This window comes from Mucilaginibacter aquaedulcis (assembly GCF_030409325.1).
Lineage (GTDB): Bacteria > Bacteroidota > Bacteroidia > Sphingobacteriales > Sphingobacteriaceae > Mucilaginibacter > Mucilaginibacter aquaedulcis.
In genome coordinates this window covers 2,513,046-2,535,614 of record NZ_JAUFPR010000002.1, presented here as the reverse complement: position 1 = coordinate 2,535,614, position 22,569 = coordinate 2,513,046, and the positions used below count along the sequence as shown (strand labels likewise).

Below are 22,569 nucleotides of genomic sequence, written 5' to 3'. Positions count from 1 at the left end.
GCTTTAAACAAAACAGGCCCTGATATTAATGTCAGGGCCTGTTTTGTTATACTTGTATGTTCTTTAGCTTACGCTATCACTTTACCCATCAGCGGGTCGGTGTAGCTGTGCTGGCCAGTTTCAACGCGACCGGCGTAGCGTTTTTCATACGTTTGGCTGCCGGTTACCTTAATGCTGAAATCGTACCAGCCATGGCTTTGGGCAAGGTTTAGCAATTGTGTACCCTGACCTTTGGCCGCTATCACCTTTTGATGATTATTAGCTTTATATGCATGGTCAATAATTTGAATGGTGCATGGTTTGCTACCCGTGTTGCTCAGTTTCAGGGTGATGTTGCCGGTAAGTTTGTTGAGGGTATTAAGCTCATAGTCGCAAGCTACATCAAGCAGTGGATCGGCCGTGGTGCCTTTGTATTCGCGGAAAAAGCCATTTGGGCCATACACACGCAGGTGATATTCGCCGTTCTCAAACTCCTGAAGCGGCCAGTGGTCGGCAAGGGTGTCGCCCGCGGTAAGGGCATAGGCCCAGGTGCGCAACGGCTCCATTTGCTGCGGATTATCCAAACTGGCATATTTGCCTGGTGCATACACGTTAAATGGTGAACCCACGGCTTTTTGGCCAAATGCCTTATTGCTTGCTGTAAATTTAATCTCAAATGATTTTTTATCGGCACTTAGCTTGCCATCGGCATAAAGCTGGTAAGGTAGGGCACATGATGGCTTAATACCCGGTTCCTGCTGTGGCATGTGCGGCGATGAATGCGGATCGTGATTGATCTGCACTATTTCATCGGCAGTAAGCAACTTATAGGTTGGGAGTTGTTTAAACTTGGCTTTATGGATGCTCTCCACAAACTCATCTTTAACAACAAATTCAGGCTTGGCTATCTGATCACCGGTATAGGGGCGAAATACACTTGTTAAGTCGCCGCAGATGGTACGGCGCCAGGTGCTGATATTGGGTTCGGTAACTTTTTTACCTGTTTTTTTGGTTAAGAAATCTTCGAGAAACTGCAGGGTAGAGGTATGGTCAAACACCTCTGAATTTACCCAGCCGCCCTTGCTCCACGGTGAAGCAATCACCAGCGGCACGCGGTAGCCTAAGCCAATTGAACTTTCACGATCATATATTTCAGGGAAGCCGTTGCGTGCCTTTTCCTGCTCCAGGGTTACAAACTCAACGCTGGTATCAATACCTTTAGAGGTTAAGCCGGTGCCCGGTTTTTTAGAGTGAGGTACAACAAATGGTGGCACATGGTCAAAATAGCCGTCGTTTTCATCATAGGCTAAAATGAAGATAGTCTTTTTCCAAACCTCGGGGTTGTTTGTCAGTATCTCCATAACTTCCGACAGGTACCATGCGCCATACCAGGCCGCACCCGGGTGATCAGAAAAATTCTCAGGGGCCACCAGCCATGAAACGGTAGGTAGCTGCCCGGTTTTTACGTCCTGCCTGAATTGGTGCAATACATCACCTTTGGGTACCAGCAGCTCGCGAGGAGTGCCATTATCATCGTATTTTAAAGTTTCCAGTTCGCGGTAATCAGCATCGCCGGTGTTTACAGCCAGGCCTTTTTGATGCAGGTTTTTCTCAAGCTGTGAAAGCCTGGCGAATTTAGCCGGATCAAGGCTGGCCATTTCCTTTTTGGTATTTTCAAGATCGCGCTTTTTTTGACGCAATTGTTTTTGCAGCGGGGCAGCATTGGCATCGCCTGCGGGTAAAGCGGCTATTTGCTTTTCCAGGGCGGCTATCTCATCGGGCAAAAGGGTTGATTTCTTTTGCAGATGGCTTATGTGCTTATCGTATAGGTTAACATTGTAATGGTCAAAAAACTCCAGCGGGTTGTCGGTAAAGTTGGATAACCAGGCATCATAATCGCCCTGTAAGCCTGTATCAATTGAAAGTTCGTTCTGGTAAACTTTCCAGGGGATACCCGCGGCTTCCAGTCTTTCTGGGAAAGTAGCCCATTTCAGTGTGCCGAAGTCCGAATCATCGTTCCACACATGGGCACGTGAGTTTTCATGCTGCTCCTCACGAATTGTACCGCTCCAGAAAAACAGACGGTTAGGTGTGGTACCGGTAAGTGACGAGCAAAAATTCTGATCACATACGGTAAAGGCATCGGCCAGGGCATAGTAAAACGGAATATCCTCCCGGTTGTAATGCCCCATGGTAAGCGGCATATGCGCGTAATCTTTATTACCGGAATGTTTTACGTTGAGCCATTGGTCATATTTGCCATCGTTGCGGGCATTTACCTGGTTTGACCAAGAATGCGGTAACGACGACATCCAGGTAGCTTTGGTGCCCTTAATATCCAAACGGAAAGGGGCATAAGTTTCGCCTTTACTGTTTGATTGCAGCCATACCTTGTTTTTATTGGGCAGGTCAATTGCCCGCGGATCATTAAAGCCACGTACTCCTTTCAGCGTACCATAGGTATGGTCAAAAGAGCGGTTTTCCTGCATCAGTATAACTATATGCTCAGCATCCATATAAGTACTGCCAGGGGCCGGGTTAATGGCCATGGCTTTTTGTATAGATGCGGGCAAAATACTTGCAAAACCTGCGGCACCGGTAAGCAGGGCCGCTTTTTTTATAAAATCTCTCCGGGTATGAGACATATGGTAATGAGTGGTAAGTAGTGAGTTTTGAGTTCTTATCAGTTATTTAAACATTTTATTATTCCCTCCCTTGGGAGGGGTGAGTGAGGTTGCGCATGAGCAGGGAGGGGTTTCTACGTTAAATTAAATAACCGCATAAACCCTTTCCTTCTCCTTCCCCAGGGAAGGAATCGCACAAGCCTGCGCTTATTTTAAAAGTACAAACAAATTTATAAATCCATGAACTATCAACAAGAGTCCATTACCCAAAAACTACCCAACCCTTGCGGCAATTACCTCTTCGCAGAGGCCGAATGAAAGTGTCATGCCGTTGCCGCCTACGCCGTTTATTACGGTTACACCGGGTTCAATTTCTACTATCAGTTCGGTAGCGCCGTTGGTCATTTTGGGATAGATTCCGTGCCATGATTGTAGTAAGCTCCAGTCCTTAAAGGTGGCAAAAGTATGTAAGTACTCAGTTATCAAATTATTAATAAATGCCTTGTCAAATGGGTCGTGTACTAAGCCATATTCGTGCGAGTCGCCGATGGTGAGCTCGCCGCTGCCATTTTGTGATACCATTACGTGGATGCCCCATTTTAAGTGGGTGGCGTATTGTTCTTCATAACGTTTGCGGAGTGCAGGTAATGAGGCTGCTGCCTGAAAGCCGGGGTAATGGATCATGGATAAACCACCGCATAACGATGGGCCTATGCGCCATTCATCGGGCTGTGTAACCAGGCGCATCATTTGCAGTTTGCACTTGGTTATAGGAGTTTGCGCAAAAAGCTCAGGATAAAGCGTTTCAAATTCGGCACCACTGCATACAAATATCTCGTCGGCCTGCCAGCTTTGACTGCCCGAAATTACTTTGGGATGCTCAATACGGCTGATGGCGGTATTCCAGTGAAATTCTACGCCATACTTTTCGGCCAGGTATTTAGCAACCTGCCCTACAGCCTCGCGCGATTCAACGATCATATCCTCACCGCTCCATAAAGCGCCTTTTAAACCATTAGGGTTAACGGCGGGAGATTTGGAAAGCGCCTGCTCGGGGTTCAGCAGGGCGCAATCGCGAAAGGAGTGGTTAACGTCCACATATTCTTTTATTACCTGTAACTCATCATCATGATAGGCCAGGTGTAATGAGCCAACTTCATTATGCCATATACCTGCTTCGGTACAAATGGTTTTCCAGATGCTGCGCGATAGCATGGCACGGTCAAACAACGGGCCGGTGGCCTGGCCAATAGGCCATATCATACCAAAATTACGGATGGAAGCTCCAACCGCGCGTTCGTTACGTTCAAACACAGTTACTTTATAACCACGCGTGGCTAAAGCCCTGGCAGTGGCTAAACCCACAATGCCCGCGCCTATGATAATTGCAGAGCGCTCCTGCCCACTGAAGGGGGAGTTTTTTGATTGATCTTGATTCATATGATAAATATGATCAGGTTAATGATGTTATCAGATCATCAGTCTCCGGATCGTTTTTTTTTGAATTTTGACTTTTTAATTTTGAATTACTTCCCCCGGCACTTTGTAAAAAGTATAGGAGCGATAGCACGCCGCAAATACCGCCCACAACGGCTACGATCATGACGCCTTCTTTAAAAAAGTTACCCCAGCTAATGTTAGGGCGACCCAGTTCCTTTACCAGCAAAATACTTACGCTGCCCAGGTAACCCATAGAGTCTGCCACGTACATGATAAAGCCCACGTTGCTGCGATAGTTAAAGGTAGCTATCATGCGCTCAAAAAATATGGCGTTGTAGGGTACGTATCCTAAATAAAGACCGAGGCCGGCCATGGTCATCCAGCTTACGGAGCTAATGAGTTTCAGCGTGAACAGCATGGTTGAAACACCAACCAGCACACAGCCGCCAATAATAAGCAGGTGAATGATGCTGAAAGCTTTCAGGTTTTTTTTGACCAGGATAAGTAAGCTCATGGCCACCAGTACGATGACTGATATAATGGAATCAATATTGGTATAAATGCTGTTGCTTTTTACACCCAGATCGGCCCATATCTCTACCTCGAAATTATCACGTACATCGCGCATTATGGTGAGTAGTACATATATGATAATGGTGAGGATGATACCCGGCAAAAAGCGCATCAGGAATTGTTTACGCTCGGCCGCGTTCATAGGGCTGCGTTCGGCACGTTGTTGTTTATCTTCTGCAGTGGGGGCTGGCATCAGTTCCATGCAAAATACAAACAGCAGCAGGGGCAATACAAATATGGCGCCTGTTAAAAACGGCATATGATATTCGTTCACATGAAAAACGGTAAGCAGCGTGCGCCCAACCGTTTTTACAAAACCCGATGCAAATATTAAGCTGATAGACAACACCGCGGCCATAAACTCGGTAGAACGGCGGCCTTCCAGATAACCGAAAACCAAGCCCCAGATAAGGCCCAGGGGAAAGCCGTTAATAAACAGGAAAACAATATTATATGGGGCAGGCACCACGGCAAAGGCCAGCAGGGCCAGCCAGGCAATACCAATAAGCGTTAAAATATAACGCGCCCTGTTTTTGCTGTTTACCTCGGCAATAAAGCGGATACCATAAAACTTGCTGAAGGTGTAACCGATAACCTGTGTAATTACAAGCCAAACCTTATAATCAATATGCAGGTATTGTTGCCCGGTAAAAGTGCCGGCCGCAAATGCCTTTCGAAACGCATACATGGACGTATACAACCCAAAGGCCGCAACAGCTGCCATTACCGATAGCAGGGCGTATGGCCATTTGGCTACCCTTGCCCGCAATTGATCAATCAGCTTCATAGCCTTATTGGTTTATGATGTCAATTACTTGTGCTATATCATCAATAATATGGGTAGGGTTGTAGGTTTCCAGTTCGGCGCGCGAAAATATGCCGGTGGTTACACCTATAACATAACGGCAGCCTGCATTTTGCCCTTCGCGTACATCAACCTCGGTATCGCCAACTTTGGCTACTTCCAACGGATCGGTTATGCCGCCTTCGTTCATCATTTTCTGGATCATGTAAGGGTGCGGGCGACCAAGTTCTACTTCGTCTGACCCTACCACATGGTCAATCAGTCCTTTTTCACGCCATTGCAGGCGGGTAACAATGGTATCGGCAATATCACGTGAAAAACCGGTGTTAATACCTACCTGTACACCGGCCGCGCGCAGGGCAGTCAATGTTTCTTCAACATGGGGGAGTGGCTCAATACCGGGTTCAAACTGGTAAAAATTGATCATTTGCTGCACAAACTCTTTGTGAATGGTGTTTACCAAATCATCGGTGATCAGAGCGGTATCCGGCTCATGCTCATGAAGCATTTTGCGGATAGCCAGCGTTTTTTCATAACCCATCAGCGGATCAATTTTGGCTATCTCAACCTCGTATCCTGATTTTTTCATCGCTGCCTGAAAGGCTTTGCTTACCTCGTGATCGTCTTTAACCGTAGTGCCGGCAATATCGAATACTACTAATTTAATGGCCATAATAACATGTAATAAAGTTTAGCAATACTAAACTTTATTTATTAATACCAAACTAAATTAGTGTTAAGGTTGGGTTAAGGGAGGAGGATATGTAGAAACACGCCTAATTGCGAGATACGAAGAGCAGAAGCCTCACCCAACCCTCTCCAAAGGAGAGGGCTTTAAAATGCATTTATTAAGTCTCCCCCTTTGGGGGAGATTTAGAGGGGGCTACTGCTTAATAGTCGCAGCAATGCTCAATAAGAATAAAGGCTCCCTATTTTTTTTCTTCAAAAAAATAGATCACCAGCATGGTGGCGGTAATATTGCCCAGGTTTTTTGGGGTATGGGGTATGCGGCCGTCAAACAGCATCGAGTCGCCCTGGTGCAGGGTTACCTTGTCATCATTAAACTGGTATTCTACCTCGCCCTGTAAAATGTATTTGTATTCAAAGGCATCGGTTTCAACCAGTGGACGTATGGCGTTTGGTTCCAGTTCAAGTATCACTATATCAACCGTGGATTGGTTAATGGATTGCGTGAAAATGCGTTGATAATGAAAGCCTGTAGCATGTTCTTTTTCAAAATGTTCGTATTCGGCTTTTCGCTTTACTAAAACAGGCAGGTGATCGCCTTTGGTGCGGATATCTTTAAAAAACTCGTTCAGGTCAATTTCCAGAGCTTTAACAATATCAATCAGTACAATGAGCGATGGTATGGTGCGGCTGTTTTCAATTTGCGAGATAAGGCCTTTACTTACGTTGGCCCGGAGGGCAAGTTCCTGTACGGTGATATTTTTTTCGCGGCGGCGTTCTTTAATACGGTTACTGATCTGTATCAGTATGTCTTCTTCCATTATAACGTTATTACATATTAATTAAAAGCCGAATGTAGAACTCCAAAACCAAAACTCAAAATTCAAAAAAGTTAATGGTATGTTAAAAAAACGAAATCGGGCAAAGCTATGTTAAGCATGAAGTATATTTCACAAACATTTAATGTTTTGATAATGTGCAGGCCTTTTATTTGCAAACAAAAACCAAATTATGACTTTTTCTCAGTATAATCCGCAGGCCGTTGTTAAGGAAGTATTTTCTCTTTACGAAAAATTTGGTGACGAAGACTACATAGGCGAACCGGTTTCGCAGTTAGAGCATATGTCGCAGGCCGCGGCTTTGGCCATGGCCGAGGGTTATGATGATGAGGTTGTACTGGCTGCTTTTTTTCATGACATAGGCCACTTATGTGCCGATGCCGACGAGGCCGAAAGTATGGATGGCATGGGCAACGTTGATCATGAAAAACTGGGTGCCGATTACTTGCTGGAGCGTGGTTTTTCTGAAAGGGTGGCTAACCTGGTGCAGGGCCACGTAATTGCTAAAAGATACCTTACTTATAAATATCCTGAATATTATAATCGCCTGTCTGACGCCAGTAAGGGTACGCTGGAGTTTCAGGGTGGGGTAATGACCGAAGAGGAAGCTAATGACTTTGAGCTTAACCCCGATGCCGAACTTATTGTAAGGCTACGCTACTGGGATGATATGGCTAAAGAGATGAATGTACCTGTAAATAACATGGAACTTTTGAAGGCCATGGCTTTAACCCACCTGCAACTGGTTAATAGTTGATAAAGCTTGTTAACTTTTTGTAAGCATGATGTAACGCTCCTGTTACATAAATCAGCTGCTTAACGCAGGGTGAACATAAGATTAAGCATAGTTTAATACTAAGTTGGTTTACTAATAATAAACAAAGTTTAGTATTGCTGTATGAAAAAATCTTTCTCCTCACCCTTAAATTTTTGCAGATGAACAAGTTTTACCTGAAATTGAAAACCCTGATCACGGTTTTACTATTTTGTGTGGCTCCATCTATTTTATTTGGACAAACCAAAATAAGCGGAACAGTAACCGATGAAAACCACTTGCCGCTTCCAGGGGTAAGTATTATGTTAAAAGACCAGAAAAAAGGTACCATTACCGATGTTGACGGTCATTACTTCATCACCGCTACTGCCGGTCAAACCCTCACCTTTACATTTATAGGTTACGCACCACAAAATGTTGTGGTTGGCGATAAGGCCGTTATAAATGTAAGCATGAACGGCAACAACAAAACACTTAACGAGGTTGTGGTTACAGCCCTCGGTGTTAAAAAAGAAACACGCCGTATTGGTTATTCATTACAAGCCGTAAGCGGTGCCGATGTAACTACTGCCCGTGACCCTAACCCTATTACCGGTTTAACTGGTAAAGTGGCAGGTTTATCGGTAGGCCCATCGGCCGAGTTATTGGGTAACCCTTCGGTATTAATAAGGGGTAACTCGGTATCGTTATACGTTGTTGACGGTTTCCCGATCAATACGGATACTTACAATATCAGCCCTGATGATATTGAAACTTACACCGTGTTAAAAGGTCCTGCCGCGGCAGCATTATACGGTAGCCGTGCGCAAAACGGCGCTATTTTGATCACTACTAAAAAAGGTGATAAAAACAAAAAAGGATTAACTGTTGATATAAACAGCAGTACGGTTATGAATACCGGTTTCCTTGCCTTCCCACGTACACAAAATAAATTTGGCGCGGGCGAAAATACTTTTTACACATTTGTTGATGGTAAAGGTGGCGCACCAGGTGGTGTGGATAGTGATTACGACGTTTGGGGCCCTTACTTTGCAGGCCAGCTGATACCTCAGTATGACAGCCCTATTGTTAACGGCGTACGCCAGGCAACCCCATACACTGCCCGTGGTAAAGACAACTTGAAAAACTTTTTGAAAACAGGTTATCAAACCAACAACAACGTTTCATTAGGAGCAGTTGGCGATAATTATGTAACCCGTTTCTCTATTTCGCAACAGCACCAAACCAGCTATATCCCTTCACAGTATTTAGATATAGCCAACGCTAACTTTTATGCTTCATTTAACCCAACTTCAAAGTTGAAATTTGAAGCCAACGTTGATTTCAACAGACAATCAACTGATAACTTTCCAGACGTTCAATATGGTCCTAACAGTATCATCTATAACATAGCTGTTTGGACTGGTGCCGATTGGGATATCAACGCACCTGATATTAAGGCTATCTGGGCACCAGGTAAAGAAGGTGTACAATCAGTATTTGCTGAGTATACCCGTTACCACAACCCATACCTGCTTACCGAAAAATGGACAAGAGGTCATTACAAAAATGATACTTACGGTTACTTATCCGGTAACTATAAGTTCAATGATAACCTGAACGTTACCTTACGCTCGCAGATTGATACCTACAACATTTTACGTACAGAGGATCTGCCGTTTTCGGCTCACCCTTATGGCCGTGAAGGTAACCAGGGCGATTACCGCGAAGACCGCCGTAACCTGTTTGATAATAACACCGAGTTATTCATCAACTATAACTACACCATTGCCAAGTTTCTTAACTTATCAGGTTTAGTTGGTTCAAACCTGCGCAGCTTTAACTACAACTCCAGCTGGACCTCAACTGATTATTTGAACGTTCCTGAAGTTTATTCATTCAGTAACTCTAAAAATCCTATCCAGGCAAGCAGCTTCAGTTCACAGGAGCGTGTATTTAGCCAGTATTACTCTTTGGATGCTTCGTTTGGTAAATATGCTACCTTATCAAGCACCGGCCGTGTTGATAAATCATCGGCTTTCCAAAACGTAACTACTTATTACTATCCAAGTGCATCGGCAGCAACTGTAATTTCTGATTACATTAAATTGCCAACCGTAATTTCATTCTTAAAAGCAAGAGCTTCTTACTCAACTGTAAAAGCCGATGCTTCAAGCCCAACAATTGGTTCGGCTCCATTTAATGCTATCTCGGTATATGGTGGTCAAACAACAACCAGCAATCCAAAAGATAATCCTTTGTTCTTAAATCCGCTGGGTTACGGTACCGTTTACCAGTCGCCATACAATGGTCCAAGCTACCAGCTTAATCCGTTTTACTTAACCAGCAAACCATACAACGGTCAGCCTGCTGCATCAGCTTCAGACTTTTTGTATCAGAACAACATTAAAACCTCAACCCGTGTAAACTATGAAGAAGGTTTTGATATTAAATTCTTACAAAACCGTTTAGGTTTATCAGCTACAGCGTTCCAGTACATTGATGGTCCGCGTATTTTGGCTAATGATATATCAACCTCAACAGGTTATACAACTTTATATCTGAACGCGCTTAAAACCCGTAAAACAGGTTATGAAGTTTCAGTAGAAGGTACACCGATCAGGAACCTGGGTGGTTTCACCTGGAACGTATTGGTTAACGTATCAACCTTTAAAGAAGTTTACAAAGAACTGCCACCGGGACAAAGCACTTATCAGCAATTCTTTAAAGTTGGCGATCGTACCGATAAATTATATGGTACCGCGTTTGCCCGTACACCACAAGGCCAGATCATTAATGATGCTGCCGGTAAACCCCTTATATTACCTGTTGCTCAATACTTAGGTAACGAGAATGCAAAATACGCATGGAGCGTTGCCAATAAAATACGCTACAAGAACTTTAACATGGGTTTCCAGTTTGATGGTTCTGTTGGTGGTGTTATTATTGATTACATGCACAACAAAACCATGCGTGGTGGTTCAAACATTGAAACTGCTACCGGCGCACTGGGCGATGCCCGTTATAAAGACTGGCAAAACTTTGGTAAGGCAGGCTACAACGGCAGCTACGTGGGCGAGGGTGTAACCGTATCAAACGGAGCTTCAATTAACTATGATCCTGTAACCGGTAAAATAGTTAACTACACAGCTTTGCAGTACTCACCTAACAAGCAAACCGCCCTGGTGCAGGATTATGTTAGTAAGTATTACAATGCCGACGAGTCAAACCTGATGAGCAAAACATTCTCAAAACTGCGCGAGGTAACCCTGGGTTACGATTTCCCTAAAGCGTGGTTAGATAAATCGTTCATCAAAAAGGCTGCATTATCAGTTTACGGGCGTAACCTGCTGTATTTCTACGGTGATAAACGCTTTAAGGATGTGGATTTAGATCAATACAATACAGCTGTTTCAAGCACTGGTTTGCAATCGCCAACAGTACGTAGCTACGGTGTAAACTTAAATGTATCATTCTAATTAAAATAAGGAATAATCATGAAAAAGATATTTAGAATTTGCTTACTGCCGGTATTAGCGATAGTACTTACGGTAACAGGATGTAAGAAAAGCTTTGAGGACCTTACCAAAAACAACAACGTGCCAAGCACTGTGCCTGCATCGCTGTTATTTAACGGTGTAATTTATAAACTGGCCGATTTCCCTCAGAGTAACAACGAAATTTATTGCCAGTATTACCTGTATAACTATGATTATTATGGTAACAACCGTTATGATGCTTTTGCCAGCGGCGGTGATAATTACTACAGCACTATTAAAAACGTAATAGCCATGGAAAAACAGGCTGCTGCTTCGGGCGGTGCCGCAGTTAATCCGTATGAGGCTTTGGGTAAATTTTTCAGGGCTTACTTTTTCGCTAAAATGAGTTTGGAAGAAGGCGATATCCCAATGACCGAAGCTTTAAAAGGTTTGGATAACCTAACCCCGGTTTATGACAGCCAAAAAACAGTAATGACACAGGCACTGGCCTGGCTTGAAAGCGCTAATACCGATCTGGCGGCGCTTATAAAAGACCCTACTGTAGGTGGTGCCGGTGTTGGCGGTACTTTAGCTAATGACATTTATTTTGGTAACGATCTTTCTAAATGGCAAAAAACGGTAAATACCTTCCGCGTTAGGTTATTGCTGGCATTAAGCAAAAAAACAGCTGATATTGATGTTAAAACTCAGTTTGCCAACATCATTGGCAATCCAACACAATATCCTTTAATGGCAAGCAACGATGATAACATGCAATTTAAATTTGCTACGCCAAGCAATTACTATCCGCAAAACCCTGATAACTTTGGTCAGAACGGTTCACGTCAAAACATGTCTGCAACTTACGTAGGTTTGCTTACACAGTTAAAAGATCCGCGTGTATTTGTAACTGCCGAGCCATCACGTTACAGTGTTGATACCTTGAAGAAAAGCCCAACCAGCTTTGATGCCTTTATTGGTGCCGATGCCGGGCTTGACCTTGGTGTAATGTATAACAACGCTACCCTGCAACGTTACTCGTTCCTGAACCGTAAACATTTTTATTCAACCTATACCGGCGAACCTGCTATACAAGTTGGTTACCCAGAGTTAATGTTTAACATTGCCGAAGGTATTAACCTTGGCTGGGCAAGCGGCGATGCCGAAGCTTATTATACCAAAGGTATCCAGGCTTCGTTCCAGTCATACGCTATCCCTACATCAGGTATATTCACAGCTTACTTTTATCGCCCTGGTGCAACAAAAGGTCCGGCAGATCAAAGCAGCTATGATACATTCCCTATCACTGTTGACTGGAACGCGTATTACGCGCAGCCTGCTGTAAAATATGCCGGTGGTGCTAATGGCCGTACGCAAATATTACAGCAAAAATACCTGGCCTTGTTCCGTCACTCAGGGTTAGAGTCATACTTTACTTACCGCCGTACCGGGGTGCCAACCTTTACAACCGGCCCGGGTACAGGTAACGGTGGCCGTATAGCCCTGCGTTTTGAATATCCAACTTCAGAAAGAACTGTAAATGCTGCCAACTATAATAAAGCATTGAGCCAGTTTGGCGGTACCGATGATATAAACGGTATCATGTGGGTATTACAATAACAACATGAATAATCAATAAATAATGATAAAGGCTTCCCTGCATAGCAGGGAGGCCTTTGTTAAATAACATCGTCACTATCTAAAAACAATTATACCCATGAAAAAGCTGATTCTGATATTATTACTCTCGGCATCATTTACTTCACTTTTTGCTCAAAAGCACAAAACCGAAAATGTAATTATTGTAACCATTGATGGATTGCGCTGGCAGGAGATATTCCGCGGTGCCGATTCTGCGCTTATCAACTCCAAAGAAACCAATGACAAGGCCGAAGTGCGTAAAAACTTCTGGACTGATGCTGTAAATGAGCGCCGCAAAATGCTGGTGCCGTTTTTTTGGTCGACCATAGTACAACATGGTCAGTTGTACGGTAACCGCGATATTGGCAGTAAGGATGAAGTGGCCAATCCGTACCACTTTTCGTACCCGGGTTATAACGAAATATTTACCGGCTTCCCTGATCCCCGAATGAACACTAACGAGGCTATCACCAACCCCAACATGAACCTGCTGGAGTTCTTAAATAAGCAAAAAGGTTTTGAAAACAAGGTTGCCGCTTTTTCATCATGGGAAAGGTTTCCACAGATCCTGAACACTCAGCGTTCGGGTATTGTGAATAATTCAGGTTACATGAAACTGAACACACCGGGCATGAATGATCGTTTACAGTTTTTAAACGAGATTCAAAACGAGGGCCCTCATTTCCTGGGCGATTCTACCCGGATTGATTACCTGACCTTTGAATTTGCAAAAACCTACATGAAGCAATACAAACCACGGGCGCTTTATGTAGCTTTTGACGAACCTGATGATATGGCTCATGGTGGTAACTACAAGGTTTACCTTGACCGCATTCACCAGGAAGACGATTATATTAAACAACTGTGGGATTTTGTACAAACCGATGCGGCCTACAAAAATAAAACTACCCTTATCATCACCTGCGATCATGGCCGTGGCGATGTGCCTTTGCTGAAATGGCGCGATCATGGTAAGGAAACCACAAATTCTGAACAAACATGGTTTGCTGTTATTGGACCGGATACTCCGGCATCTGGTGAGATGAAATTACCAACCACCACTTATCATAAACAATTGGCACAAACCATTGCCAACTTGCTGGGCTTTGATTTTAAGGCAGCTGCAGGTCATGAAGTTGGTGATGCCATTGGCAGTGTAACCGGCAAATAATTCTGTACCGTTAAAACAGCAACAAATGCGTTTAGCTATAATATCAACACTTTTGTTTTTATTATCGGGAAATGATAACTGGCAGCCTAACCCCACTCCGGTATCAAAACATAAATTCATCGTGGCCGCCCATCGTGGCGACCACGTGATTTATCCCGAAAATACCCTCGCGGCCTATCGTGAAGCCATCAGGAATGAAGCCGACTATGTAGAGATAGACCTCCGAACAACCAAAGACGGCGAACTGGTTAGCATGCACGATGGCAGCGTGAACCGCATGACCAGCGGTCAGGGTTTGATCAAGGACCTTACCCTTGCCAACCTTCAGGACTTAAAGGTTAAAAGCAGAGATACCACTGATCATGAAACCTACCGTATCCCTACATTTAAGGAGATCTTGCAGTTATGCAAAGGCAAGATCAATATCTATCTTGATTTTAAGGCTGCCGATCCGGCTCAGGCTTATGCCATGATCAAACAATTTGGTATGGAAAAACAGGTATTGGTTTACATTAACGGTGCCGAGCAATTTACCGGGTGGCGCAAGGCCGCTCCCCAAATGCCGTTGATGCTGAGCCTACCCGATAGTGTTAAAACAGTAACGGCTATGGAAACCTTTATTGATAAATACCATGTGGACATACTGGATGGAAGTTATAAACAATACAGTACCGAAATGGTAAAGCTTGCCGAAAGCAAACACGTGCCCGTTTGGCCCGATATCCAGAGTGCAGGCGAAGGCCCGGCCGATTGGGATCAGGCGCTGGCAAAGGGTCTGTCAGGTTTACAAACTGACCACCCGGCAGCATTGGTAAAATATTTGAAAGGGAAGGGGTTGAGGTAGATTTAATAAAAATTGTCATTGCGAGCGAAGCGTGGCAATCGCGAATATTAAATGTTGAATCTGCATAGTTCGCCATTGCTTCGTTGTCCATTCGCCATTACAATTTTTTGTTATACCTCCCAGGCAGTTTATATTAATATTCCGCCCACCCTTAACTATCCCTTAACACACGCGCCTTACATTTACATAAAATTTATTCCATGACTACCCGCAGAGATTTTATTGGAACCGGTTTGGCCGGTATTGCAGCTTTAACTTTGTTGCCTGCAGTTAACACTTTTGCAAGTGTTAATAACGACTATAACCGCCATAGTAAAGGCAAGTTAAAATTACGCTTCGCCCTGGTTTCTGATATTCATTACGGCCAGCCAAATACCGATTATGCTACCAACACCGGTAACATGGTGAAATGGATAAATGCAGATCATGACAAGAACCACCTGGATATGGTGATCGTCAACGGCGACCTGGTGCACAACCGTCCTGATCTGCTGCCCGAAATAAAAACAAACTACCTCGATAAATTAAATGCCCCTTATCATACCATCCCTGGTAACCATGACTTTGCTGATGCCGCGCTTTGGCAAAAGAACTTTGGGTATGAGGATAAGTACACGGTAGATTTTGGCGATATAGGTTTTGTGCTTGCCAACACTGCCGATACTAAGGGCACTTACCTTTGCCCGGACAACGCCTTTATTAAAGCATCATTAGAGAAATTTAAGGATAAAAAGATCGTGTTTGTGATACTGCACATCGCACCGTTCAAATGGCAAAAGGATGATTTTTTTGTCGACTGCCCCGAAACTATGGAGTTATTGCACGGCTATCCGAATGTAAAGGCCACCTTTCACGGGCATGACCACCTGCTGGATGGCGTGCGTTATACCGGCAATAAGTTTCCGCACTTTTTTGATTCGCACATAGGCGGCGACTGGGGTACCGATTACAAAGGCTACCGTATAGTGGAGGTAGACAATGATAATGCTATTTATACCTACCAAATCAACGCCAGCCAAAACCCAACGCTTAACTCTAATAAATTGTAAATTATTTTTCTGAAGGGAATTTTAAACCGATCTCGGCACGGGCTCTGTCTATCAGGTTGATCATTTGTTTTGATAGTTGATGACTGATGATAGGGCTTTCTGTTTTGCCTGCTTTAATCAGGTCACAAAAATGGGCTATCTCATAATTTAATCCGCCTGCGGTAAAAGGTTCATGTAGTTCAATGCTGCGGCTGTCGAGGTAGTCGATAGTGGCACGAGCGGGATTCCACCAGTTTTTATGAATGGTGATATGGCCCAGCGGTCCGGCTATCAGCGCATCACCCTTGCCATGCATATCAAACCCCGCGTAAAGTTGGGAGTAACCACCGGTATGCAGCGTTTGAAACACCGCGAACATATCAATCCCCGTTTCGCCAAAGCGGCCCATTGCCTGCACATCCTGCAATTCGCCAAGCCAGTCTATCGCCAAAAAGGCTTCATAAATACCTATCTGCATTAGCGCGCCGCCAACCAGTTCATAACTAAAGTTAGGATGATCAGGAGGGCAGTCTGCCACGGATGATCCTGCGCGCACATAACCCGCAGGGCCGATAGGATCAATAGCCAGGTGTTCTTTTAAGCGGATGTATAAAGGGTAAAAGGCCGGTTTCATACCTTCCATAAAGAGCAGGTTGCATTCCTTGGCCACGGCAAGTACCAGCTCCAGTTCTGGCAGGTTAACGGTAAGCGGTTTTTCGCAGAGTACGTGTTTGCCTGCTTTAAGAGCAGCTATGCTGTAAGCGGCATGGCTATCGGGCAGGGTGGCAATGTAAACGGCATCAATATCGGTAGCCAGCAACTCCTCAACACTGGCGCAAGCTATGCCACCATGCTCGGCCACAAAGGCATCAACCGTAGTTGCCCTCCTTGACCATGCCGATACCAGTTCCGTATCAGGCATCTCACGCAAGCCCTGCATAAACCTGTGGGCAATGCGCCCGCAACCTATAATACCCCATTTAATCATTTGAGTAAAGAGTTTTAAGTGATGAGTTTTGAGTTTCCTTTAACGTAAAAAGTGATGAGCTTTGGGTGCCGGCCAATTGATTGCCAAAACTCAAAACTCATCACTTTTAACTTAAACAGCTATCTATTGGTATTGGATGTAGATAGGGTATGGTTTGTATCTTGATAAAACCTCCTCAGGGGTTAACATGTGGTGAGGAGCTTTCTTAATATCATTTTTATAGAACAATTTGAAACCTGTAAACTGAACCGGCTCCTGGTTTATGAAGTAACGGTAAGTTCCGGTTTTCAGATCGGGCTCACCCCACCCGTCCATATCCATTACCAGTTGTATTTCTTTACGCAGTTTTATGTTTTTATAGTTGGTCAACATTTTTTTAGTAAAGCGGTGTACTATTAAAATTTTTGGAGGCAGGTTATATTTTTTAACCAGGCCTGCTAAATAACCAGAAACGTAGTTAACATCGGCAGCGTCATAAGTACCAATTTTTTTACCTGGTTTGGTACCATCTTTCATAGAAAATTCAGGGTCCATACCAAAGTGTACCTGTGGCATAGCCAGGTATTTTTCAAGCAAAGGTAACTCTGCCTGAATGTTGCTCAATGCAACCTGAACATCTAAAAACACAATAGCATGTGCTTTTTTAGCTAATACCAAAACACTGTCAATCTGTTTAAACGGCATGCGGTAACGGAACTTACCGTCTTTACCGGGATCGCCTTGGGCCACTACAGCAATATAATGCAGTGCCGGTTGTACCGGAGTTTTAGGATCGGCTTTTTCCCAGTGTTTTACTTCGCCTTTTAGTTTGGCCAGCATCTCGTTAGGAGGTAACTCGCCCAGGATTCCCATTCTTTTTGAGTACAGGTTACCATAAAAGGCCACCACACGCTTAAACGGTAAAATGGCTCCGTTTAAGGGGTATGGGGTATTTTTAACCGGCCATCTGCCGGTGGTATCGCCGTGGGCATTAAATACCAGTAGGCTGTCGTAAAGTTTTTTATCCAGGGGAGGATAGCTTGATTTTACAACGCTTAAAGTGTCTTGAGTTTCCGTTTCGCCTTTAGCCGAATCAGCCTTGGCAGCTGATGTTTTGCCGGCCGCTTTACCGGTACTGCTACTTTGGTTGCAGTTGGTGAGCAGGGTTATGGATAATAAAAGAGCTGTGGCAGAAAGGAAAAAATGTTTCATTATAATGGTTGAGATAGTTTGATGTAGTTTACAGGATATAGTAAGTGTTATAAGTTGTTAATTATTAATTATTTCTGTTGATACCCGGGGCCGCGCAAAATAACACCTTTTCTGGTACCAATGTGTTTAAAATTATCAACAGTTATGTTTCCGTTTACCAAAACGTATTTAAAACCAGTTGAGTAGGCGTGAGGATGTTCAAAAGTTGATTGATCCTTTACCGAACCGGCGTCAAAGATAACAATATCTGCAAACATCCCCGGCTGTAACAACCCACGGTTGGTAAGGTGGAATTTTTGGGCAGGCAGTGAAGTCATTTTCCGTATGGCATCCTCCAGCCTGATGGCTCCTTTTTCGCGAACATAATAAGCCAGTACCCTTGCATTGCTGCCGTAACCCCGCGGGTGCGGCACGCCTGAGCCAAACAGGCGGATGCCTGAATCAGACGCTACCATGGTGAGCGGATATTGCAATATGCGGGTTACATCGTCCTCGTTTAAGCCATGAAAAACCATTGATGCACTGCCAGCTTTGGTAATATCAAGGATGGTTTCAATTTCATTAGGAATGGTTGATGGCCGCCCCTTATCCATATTGATCTGCATAATGTTTTTCCCGTTGATGGATGGATCGCCATCGCAGTGGGCCACCACGGCGTAATCAAAATGCTGACGGGTGCGCCTTTGCATATCTGTGATCATTTCGGCAACCACCTTTTGATGAATCAGCGGATTGTTCAATCTTTTCAATACCGAATCGTGTCCCCCATCCTGCAGCCAATCGGGCAGGAGCACATTTAAGGTAGTGCTGCTGGCTGTATATGGGTATTGATCAACGGTAACATCCAAACCCTCCTGGCGTGCTTTCTCTACCATGGCAATCATATCGGCCGAACAGTTCCAGTTGGGCAAACCAACCTTAAAGTGCGAGATCTCGACCGGCATGTTGGCTTGCCTGCCAATATCAATTGCCTCGGCAATGGCATCAAATATCTTATCGGTCTCGTTACGCATGTGCGAAGTGTACACACCATGGTATTTGGCACTTGCCTTTGCCAAAGCAATAACTTCGGGAGTTTTAGAGTACAGGCCAGGTGTATAAATTAAACCTGTTGAAAATCCAACAGCGCCATCGCGCATGGCCTGTTCAACAATGCCCTGCATTTTTAGTAATTGAGTAGCGGTAGGGGTTACAGCGGCTTTGCCTAAAACAGCCTCGCGCACATCATTGTGCCCAATTAAACTGGCTACGTTTACTGAAAGTTTGGTGCTTTCCAGTTGTTTAAAGTATTGTGCTATATTAATGTTTGAACTACCGCAATTACCGGTAATTACCGTGGTTACGCCATCGTAAATGAAATTATCGGCAGTAGGGGTTTTCTTTTCGTCGCCCTCAATATGGGTATGCACATCAATAAAACCGGGAGCGATGATGAGTCCGGTAGCATCAATGGTTTTGGCAGCCTGGCTTTTGGAAAGATCGCCAATACCGATGATCTTATCTTTAACGATGCCCACATCCCCATAAAACCATGGATTGCCTGCGCCATCTATGATCTTGCCATTCTTTAAAATTATGTCAAAACGTTGCTGCGCGTAACCGACGGATGCTATTATCAGTAACAGAAATACGGTATACAGCCTTTTTCTGAGCATACCTTAACTATGAACGCGTTTTAAAGAATTTTCCGAAAACCCCAAGCGGTAGTTTTGACCCGGCAGTGGCCTGCAGGTAAAGCTCACCAATTTCAAGGTTCTCTACTTTAGGGTAAGCGCTTTTAATCAGGTTTTCGATAATGACAGATGAAAAACCAAGCGAATAGGTATTCAGGATCAGGAAGTGTTCTTCCGGATCAAGCAGTTGGATCACATCGGCCATCATTTCGTTGATGTTATCTTCCAGTTTCCATTTTTCGCCGTTAGGGCCGTTGCCGTATGCCGGCGGGTCAAGGATGATACCGTTGTATTTTTTGCCGCGTTTAAGTTCGCGCTTAACAAATTTAAGCGCATCTTCCACCACCCAGCGGATGTTGCTGAGGCCAGAGATTTCCTGATTTTCATTGGCCCAGGTAACCACCTGCTTTATAGAATCAACGTGGGTGGTATCGGCACCTGCCGCCTGTGCAATTAACGATGCGCCGCCGGTATAGGCAAACAGGTTAAGCACTTTAGGCTGCGGAGTTTTAAATTTTTTGATGTTTTGAGAGATGTAATCCCAATTTACGGCTTGCTCTGGGAATATACCAAGGTGCTTGAATGAGGTTAAACCCAACCTGAACTTAATGGCTGCATCTTTATTTTTATATTCAATATGCCAGCGGTCAGGAGTTTTCTGGTCTTTCTTTATCCAGTCGCCGGCTGTAGCCGAGCGGCCTTTAAATTTAATATGGTGCAGGCGCTGCCATTCAGAAGCGGGCAATTGCTTGCTCCAAACAGCCTGAGGCTCGGGCCTGATGAGTATAATGTTCCCAAAGCGTTCCAGCTTTTCAAAGTCGCCGCAATCAATCAGTTCGTAATCTTTCCAGTGCGTTGGGGTTAATAGTTGAATCATTCTTTTAGTATCAAGTAGTTAGTATCAAGTATCAAGACTAACTGTGCCTTTGATACAAGGCGCAAATTTAATATTCTTTTTTGGTATCAGGTAGTTAGTAATCAGGTATCAAAAAATGACATAGTACAAGTTAATACAGATTGATACCTGTATTAGTCAGTTAAATGGTCCTGATACTTGATACTAACTACTTGATATTAAGAATTTATAGCTTCGCCTTAGCTGCCTGCATGAATTTGCTGGCGAATACAAAGTCGTTAAGTTCTTTGTTATCGGTGTGGGCAATTTCCTTGTTGCTGCCTTCCCACCATTTTTTACCCTGGTGTAAAAACAAGATATGATCGCCAATGCCCATTACCGAGTTCATATCGTGGGTAACCACTACGGTAGTTATCTGGTATTCTTCGGTAAGTTCGTTAATGAGTTCATCAATGAGGATAGATGTTTTAGGGTCGAGGCCCGAGTTGGGTTCGTCCACAAACAGGTATTTAGGCTGCATGGATATGGCGCGGGCAATACCCACACGTTTTTTCATACCGCCCGAAAGCTCTGATGGGTATAATTTATTTTTACCGACAAGGTTAACCCTTTCGAGGCAAAAATTGGCACGCTCCAGCTTTTCGGCTTTTGACTGGGTGGTGAACAGGTTGAGGGGAAACATGATGTTCTCTTCCACGGTCATAGAATCAAACAGGGCCGAGTTTTGGAAAAGCATACCTATTTGGGTACGGATGGGTACCCTTTGTTCAAAATCCATGTCGGTAAAGTTTTCGCCATTGAAGATCACATCACCCTTGGTAGGGTCATGCAGGCCAACAATACATTTTAGTAAAGTGGTTTTACCCGAACCTGAACCTCCGATAATGAGATTGTTTTTACCTGGTTTAAATATCGCGCTTATACCCTTGAGTACCTCGTTTTCGCCAAATGTTTTGTAGATGTCTTTAATTTCAATCATAGTAGCAGGCGTGATATAATCAGATCCACAAATAAAATCATGATACAGCTCCAAACCACACCGCGTGTGGCCGACTGACCAACTTCAAGGGATCCGCCATCGGTATAAAAACCCTGGTATGAGCAGATGGATGTAATAATGAAGCCGAAAAATATAGCTTTAACAGCACATACCGTAACAATAAGAGGGTTAAAGCCGTCGGTTAAACCGGTTACATAATCGGCAGTTGAAACTTCTTTTGATGCGGCACAAGCAAGGTAACCGCCACTTAAACCTAAAATAACCGATACAATAACTAATAAGGGAATCATACTTACGCCCGCTATGATTTTAGGCGAGATCAAATATCCCGGAGCATTTACGCCCATAATTTCCAAAGCATCTATCTGTTCGGTTACCCGCATGGTGCCTATTTGCGATGCCATGCTCGAGCCTACACGCCCGGCCAATACCAGGGCCGAAATAGTAGGGCTAAACTCCAGTATGGTTGAATCGCGGGTGATACCGCCTACAATAGTTTTGGGAATAAAATCGCTCACCAGCTGAAATGCGGTTTGAATGGTGGCTACCGCGCCTATAAACACCGAAATAACGGCGATAATACCCAGCGAGCCTACACCCACCGAAACCATTTCACGCATTACTTCGCTCCAGTATACACTAAATTTTTCAGGCTTCCTGAAACTTAAACGCAGTAGTAGTATGTATTTCCCTAAACTTTGAAACATTTGTTATTTTAAAAATCGGTTAAAAATACGTTTTTAATTTGTGTGCACTTTGAACCAATTTAAGCCTAAAGGGACAAAAAACGGACAAAATAATTGCTTATTTTACACATATAACCTTAGAACGATGAAACTGTTTGGCTACACACAACCAAAACTTTCAAACGCTCAAAGATAATAAATGCTTTGTAAGATATTCCATTACTTGCAAAGGGTAAAAAAACGAATGTATTAAAGATTAAAAGCATTCTTTCTTATAGTATCTTAAAAAATATAAAATGATAAATAAGTTA

At 44.0% G+C, this 22,569-nt stretch carries 17 protein-coding genes; 6 read left to right on the top strand and 11 right to left on the bottom strand.

Features of this window, described 5'->3' with window-relative positions:
* Positions 1-68 precede the first annotated feature (68 nt).
* The 5 genes from QWZ01_RS15045 to QWZ01_RS15025 form a co-directional block, all read right to left on the bottom strand.
* Positions 69-2,624 (bottom strand): phosphocholine-specific phospholipase C, encoded by a 2,556-nt coding sequence (locus tag QWZ01_RS15045; RefSeq protein WP_290324505.1) that lies wholly within the window; start codon positions 2,622-2,624, stop codon positions 69-71.
* 252 nt (positions 2,625-2,876) lie between these two features.
* Entirely contained in the window at positions 2,877-4,043 is a 1,167-nt protein-coding gene (locus QWZ01_RS15040) for a TIGR03364 family FAD-dependent oxidoreductase (RefSeq protein ID WP_290324501.1), read from the bottom strand.
* A 13-nt stretch (positions 4,044-4,056) separates the two neighbouring features.
* Positions 4,057-5,403 carry a DUF5690 family protein gene (locus QWZ01_RS15035; protein ID WP_290324499.1) on the bottom strand — a complete coding sequence of 449 codons (1,347 nt, stop codon included), beginning with the start codon at positions 5,401-5,403 and terminating at the stop codon, positions 4,057-4,059.
* A gap of 4 nt (positions 5,404-5,407) precedes the next feature.
* Positions 5,408-6,094: an HAD hydrolase-like protein gene (locus QWZ01_RS15030; protein WP_290324497.1), complete on the bottom strand. Its 687-nt coding sequence runs from the start codon at positions 6,092-6,094 to the stop codon at positions 5,408-5,410.
* A 256-nt stretch (positions 6,095-6,350) separates the two neighbouring features.
* The gene (locus QWZ01_RS15025) at positions 6,351-6,929 is read right to left on the bottom strand and encodes a helix-turn-helix domain-containing protein (RefSeq protein ID WP_290324495.1); all 579 of its coding nucleotides are present in this window, start codon (positions 6,927-6,929) and stop codon (positions 6,351-6,353) included.
* A 190-nt stretch (positions 6,930-7,119) separates the two neighbouring features.
* On the opposite strand from QWZ01_RS15025, the gene QWZ01_RS15020 reads away from it, so the two are divergent.
* The 6 genes from QWZ01_RS15020 to QWZ01_RS14995 all read left to right on the top strand — a co-directional run bounded on the left by QWZ01_RS15020 (position 7,120) and on the right by QWZ01_RS14995 (position 15,885).
* On the top strand, positions 7,120-7,704 hold the full coding sequence (locus QWZ01_RS15020) for a phosphonate degradation HD-domain oxygenase (RefSeq protein WP_290324493.1): 585 nt from the start codon (positions 7,120-7,122) through the stop codon (positions 7,702-7,704).
* 179 nt (positions 7,705-7,883) lie between these two features.
* Positions 7,884-11,180: a SusC/RagA family TonB-linked outer membrane protein gene (locus QWZ01_RS15015; RefSeq protein WP_290324491.1), complete on the top strand. Its 3,297-nt coding sequence runs from the start codon at positions 7,884-7,886 to the stop codon at positions 11,178-11,180.
* An 18-nt stretch (positions 11,181-11,198) separates the two neighbouring features.
* Positions 11,199-12,800 carry a SusD/RagB family nutrient-binding outer membrane lipoprotein gene (locus tag QWZ01_RS15010; protein ID WP_290324489.1) on the top strand — a complete coding sequence of 534 codons (1,602 nt, stop codon included), beginning with the start codon at positions 11,199-11,201 and terminating at the stop codon, positions 12,798-12,800.
* Positions 12,801-12,897: 97 nt separating this feature from the next.
* Complete coding sequence (locus tag QWZ01_RS15005; protein ID WP_290324486.1) at positions 12,898-13,992, top strand: alkaline phosphatase family protein; 1,095 nt, start codon at positions 12,898-12,900, stop codon at positions 13,990-13,992.
* Positions 13,993-14,017: 25 nt separating this feature from the next.
* Positions 14,018-14,836 (top strand): glycerophosphodiester phosphodiesterase family protein, encoded by an 819-nt coding sequence (locus tag QWZ01_RS15000; protein ID WP_290324484.1) that lies wholly within the window; start codon positions 14,018-14,020, stop codon positions 14,834-14,836.
* 200 nt (positions 14,837-15,036) lie between these two features.
* Entirely contained in the window at positions 15,037-15,885 is an 849-nt protein-coding gene (locus tag QWZ01_RS14995; RefSeq protein WP_290324483.1) for a metallophosphoesterase family protein, read from the top strand.
* 1 nt (position 15,886) lies between these two features.
* Here the strand turns inward: QWZ01_RS14995 and QWZ01_RS14990 are convergent, their stop codons facing one another.
* From QWZ01_RS14990 to QWZ01_RS14965, 6 genes are all read right to left on the bottom strand, one after another.
* Positions 15,887-16,852, bottom strand: a complete 966-nt coding sequence (locus QWZ01_RS14990; protein ID WP_290324480.1) for a Gfo/Idh/MocA family protein — start codon at positions 16,850-16,852, stop codon at positions 15,887-15,889.
* 123 nt (positions 16,853-16,975) lie between these two features.
* A complete protein-coding gene (locus tag QWZ01_RS14985) occupies positions 16,976-18,043 on the bottom strand; it encodes a hypothetical protein (RefSeq protein ID WP_290324478.1) in 1,068 nt (355 codons plus the stop codon).
* A gap of 68 nt (positions 18,044-18,111) precedes the next feature.
* A complete protein-coding gene (locus QWZ01_RS14980) occupies positions 18,112-19,698 on the bottom strand; it encodes an N-acyl-D-amino-acid deacylase family protein (RefSeq protein ID WP_290324476.1) in 1,587 nt (528 codons plus the stop codon).
* Positions 19,699-19,705: 7 nt separating this feature from the next.
* On the bottom strand, positions 19,706-20,593 hold the full coding sequence (locus tag QWZ01_RS14975; protein WP_290324474.1) for a class I SAM-dependent methyltransferase: 888 nt from the start codon (positions 20,591-20,593) through the stop codon (positions 19,706-19,708).
* Between the two features lie 205 nt (positions 20,594-20,798).
* The gene (locus QWZ01_RS14970; protein WP_290324472.1) at positions 20,799-21,551 is read right to left on the bottom strand and encodes an ABC transporter ATP-binding protein; all 753 of its coding nucleotides are present in this window, start codon (positions 21,549-21,551) and stop codon (positions 20,799-20,801) included.
* The gene (locus QWZ01_RS14965; protein ID WP_290324471.1) at positions 21,548-22,279 is read right to left on the bottom strand and encodes an MlaE family ABC transporter permease; all 732 of its coding nucleotides are present in this window, start codon (positions 22,277-22,279) and stop codon (positions 21,548-21,550) included. Before QWZ01_RS14965 ends, QWZ01_RS14970 begins: the two co-directional genes overlap by 4 nt.
* Positions 22,280-22,569 lie beyond the last annotated feature (290 nt).

What these genes read in the sequence shown, in the direction of transcription:
- QWZ01_RS14995 (WP_290324483.1), top strand. Translation starts at nt 15,037, where the DNA reads ATGACTACCCGCAGAGATTTTATTGGAACCGGTTTGGCCGGTATTGCA.
- QWZ01_RS15000 (WP_290324484.1), top strand. Translation starts at nt 14,018, where the DNA reads ATGCGTTTAGCTATAATATCAACACTTTTGTTTTTATTATCGGGAAAT.
- QWZ01_RS15030 (WP_290324497.1), bottom strand. Translation starts at nt 6,094, where the DNA reads ATGGCCATTAAATTAGTAGTATTCGATATTGCCGGCACTACGGTTAAA.
- QWZ01_RS15025 (WP_290324495.1), bottom strand. Translation starts at nt 6,929, where the DNA reads ATGGAAGAAGACATACTGATACAGATCAGTAACCGTATTAAAGAACGC.
- QWZ01_RS14975 (WP_290324474.1), bottom strand. Translation starts at nt 20,593, where the DNA reads ATGATTCAACTATTAACCCCAACGCACTGGAAAGATTACGAACTGATT.
- QWZ01_RS15035 (WP_290324499.1), bottom strand. Translation starts at nt 5,403, where the DNA reads ATGAAGCTGATTGATCAATTGCGGGCAAGGGTAGCCAAATGGCCATAC.
- QWZ01_RS15040 (WP_290324501.1), bottom strand. Translation starts at nt 4,043, where the DNA reads ATGAATCAAGATCAATCAAAAAACTCCCCCTTCAGTGGGCAGGAGCGC.
- QWZ01_RS14985 (WP_290324478.1), bottom strand. Translation starts at nt 18,043, where the DNA reads ATGAAACATTTTTTCCTTTCTGCCACAGCTCTTTTATTATCCATAACC.
- QWZ01_RS14970 (WP_290324472.1), bottom strand. Translation starts at nt 21,551, where the DNA reads ATGATTGAAATTAAAGACATCTACAAAACATTTGGCGAAAACGAGGTA.
- QWZ01_RS15010 (WP_290324489.1), top strand. Translation starts at nt 11,199, where the DNA reads ATGAAAAAGATATTTAGAATTTGCTTACTGCCGGTATTAGCGATAGTA.
- QWZ01_RS15020 (WP_290324493.1), top strand. Translation starts at nt 7,120, where the DNA reads ATGACTTTTTCTCAGTATAATCCGCAGGCCGTTGTTAAGGAAGTATTT.
- QWZ01_RS15015 (WP_290324491.1), top strand. Translation starts at nt 7,884, where the DNA reads ATGAACAAGTTTTACCTGAAATTGAAAACCCTGATCACGGTTTTACTA.
- QWZ01_RS14980 (WP_290324476.1), bottom strand. Translation starts at nt 19,698, where the DNA reads ATGCTCAGAAAAAGGCTGTATACCGTATTTCTGTTACTGATAATAGCA.
- QWZ01_RS14990 (WP_290324480.1), bottom strand. Translation starts at nt 16,852, where the DNA reads ATGATTAAATGGGGTATTATAGGTTGCGGGCGCATTGCCCACAGGTTT.
- QWZ01_RS14965 (WP_290324471.1), bottom strand. Translation starts at nt 22,279, where the DNA reads ATGTTTCAAAGTTTAGGGAAATACATACTACTACTGCGTTTAAGTTTC.
- QWZ01_RS15045 (WP_290324505.1), bottom strand. Translation starts at nt 2,624, where the DNA reads ATGTCTCATACCCGGAGAGATTTTATAAAAAAAGCGGCCCTGCTTACC.
- QWZ01_RS15005 (WP_290324486.1), top strand. Translation starts at nt 12,898, where the DNA reads ATGAAAAAGCTGATTCTGATATTATTACTCTCGGCATCATTTACTTCA.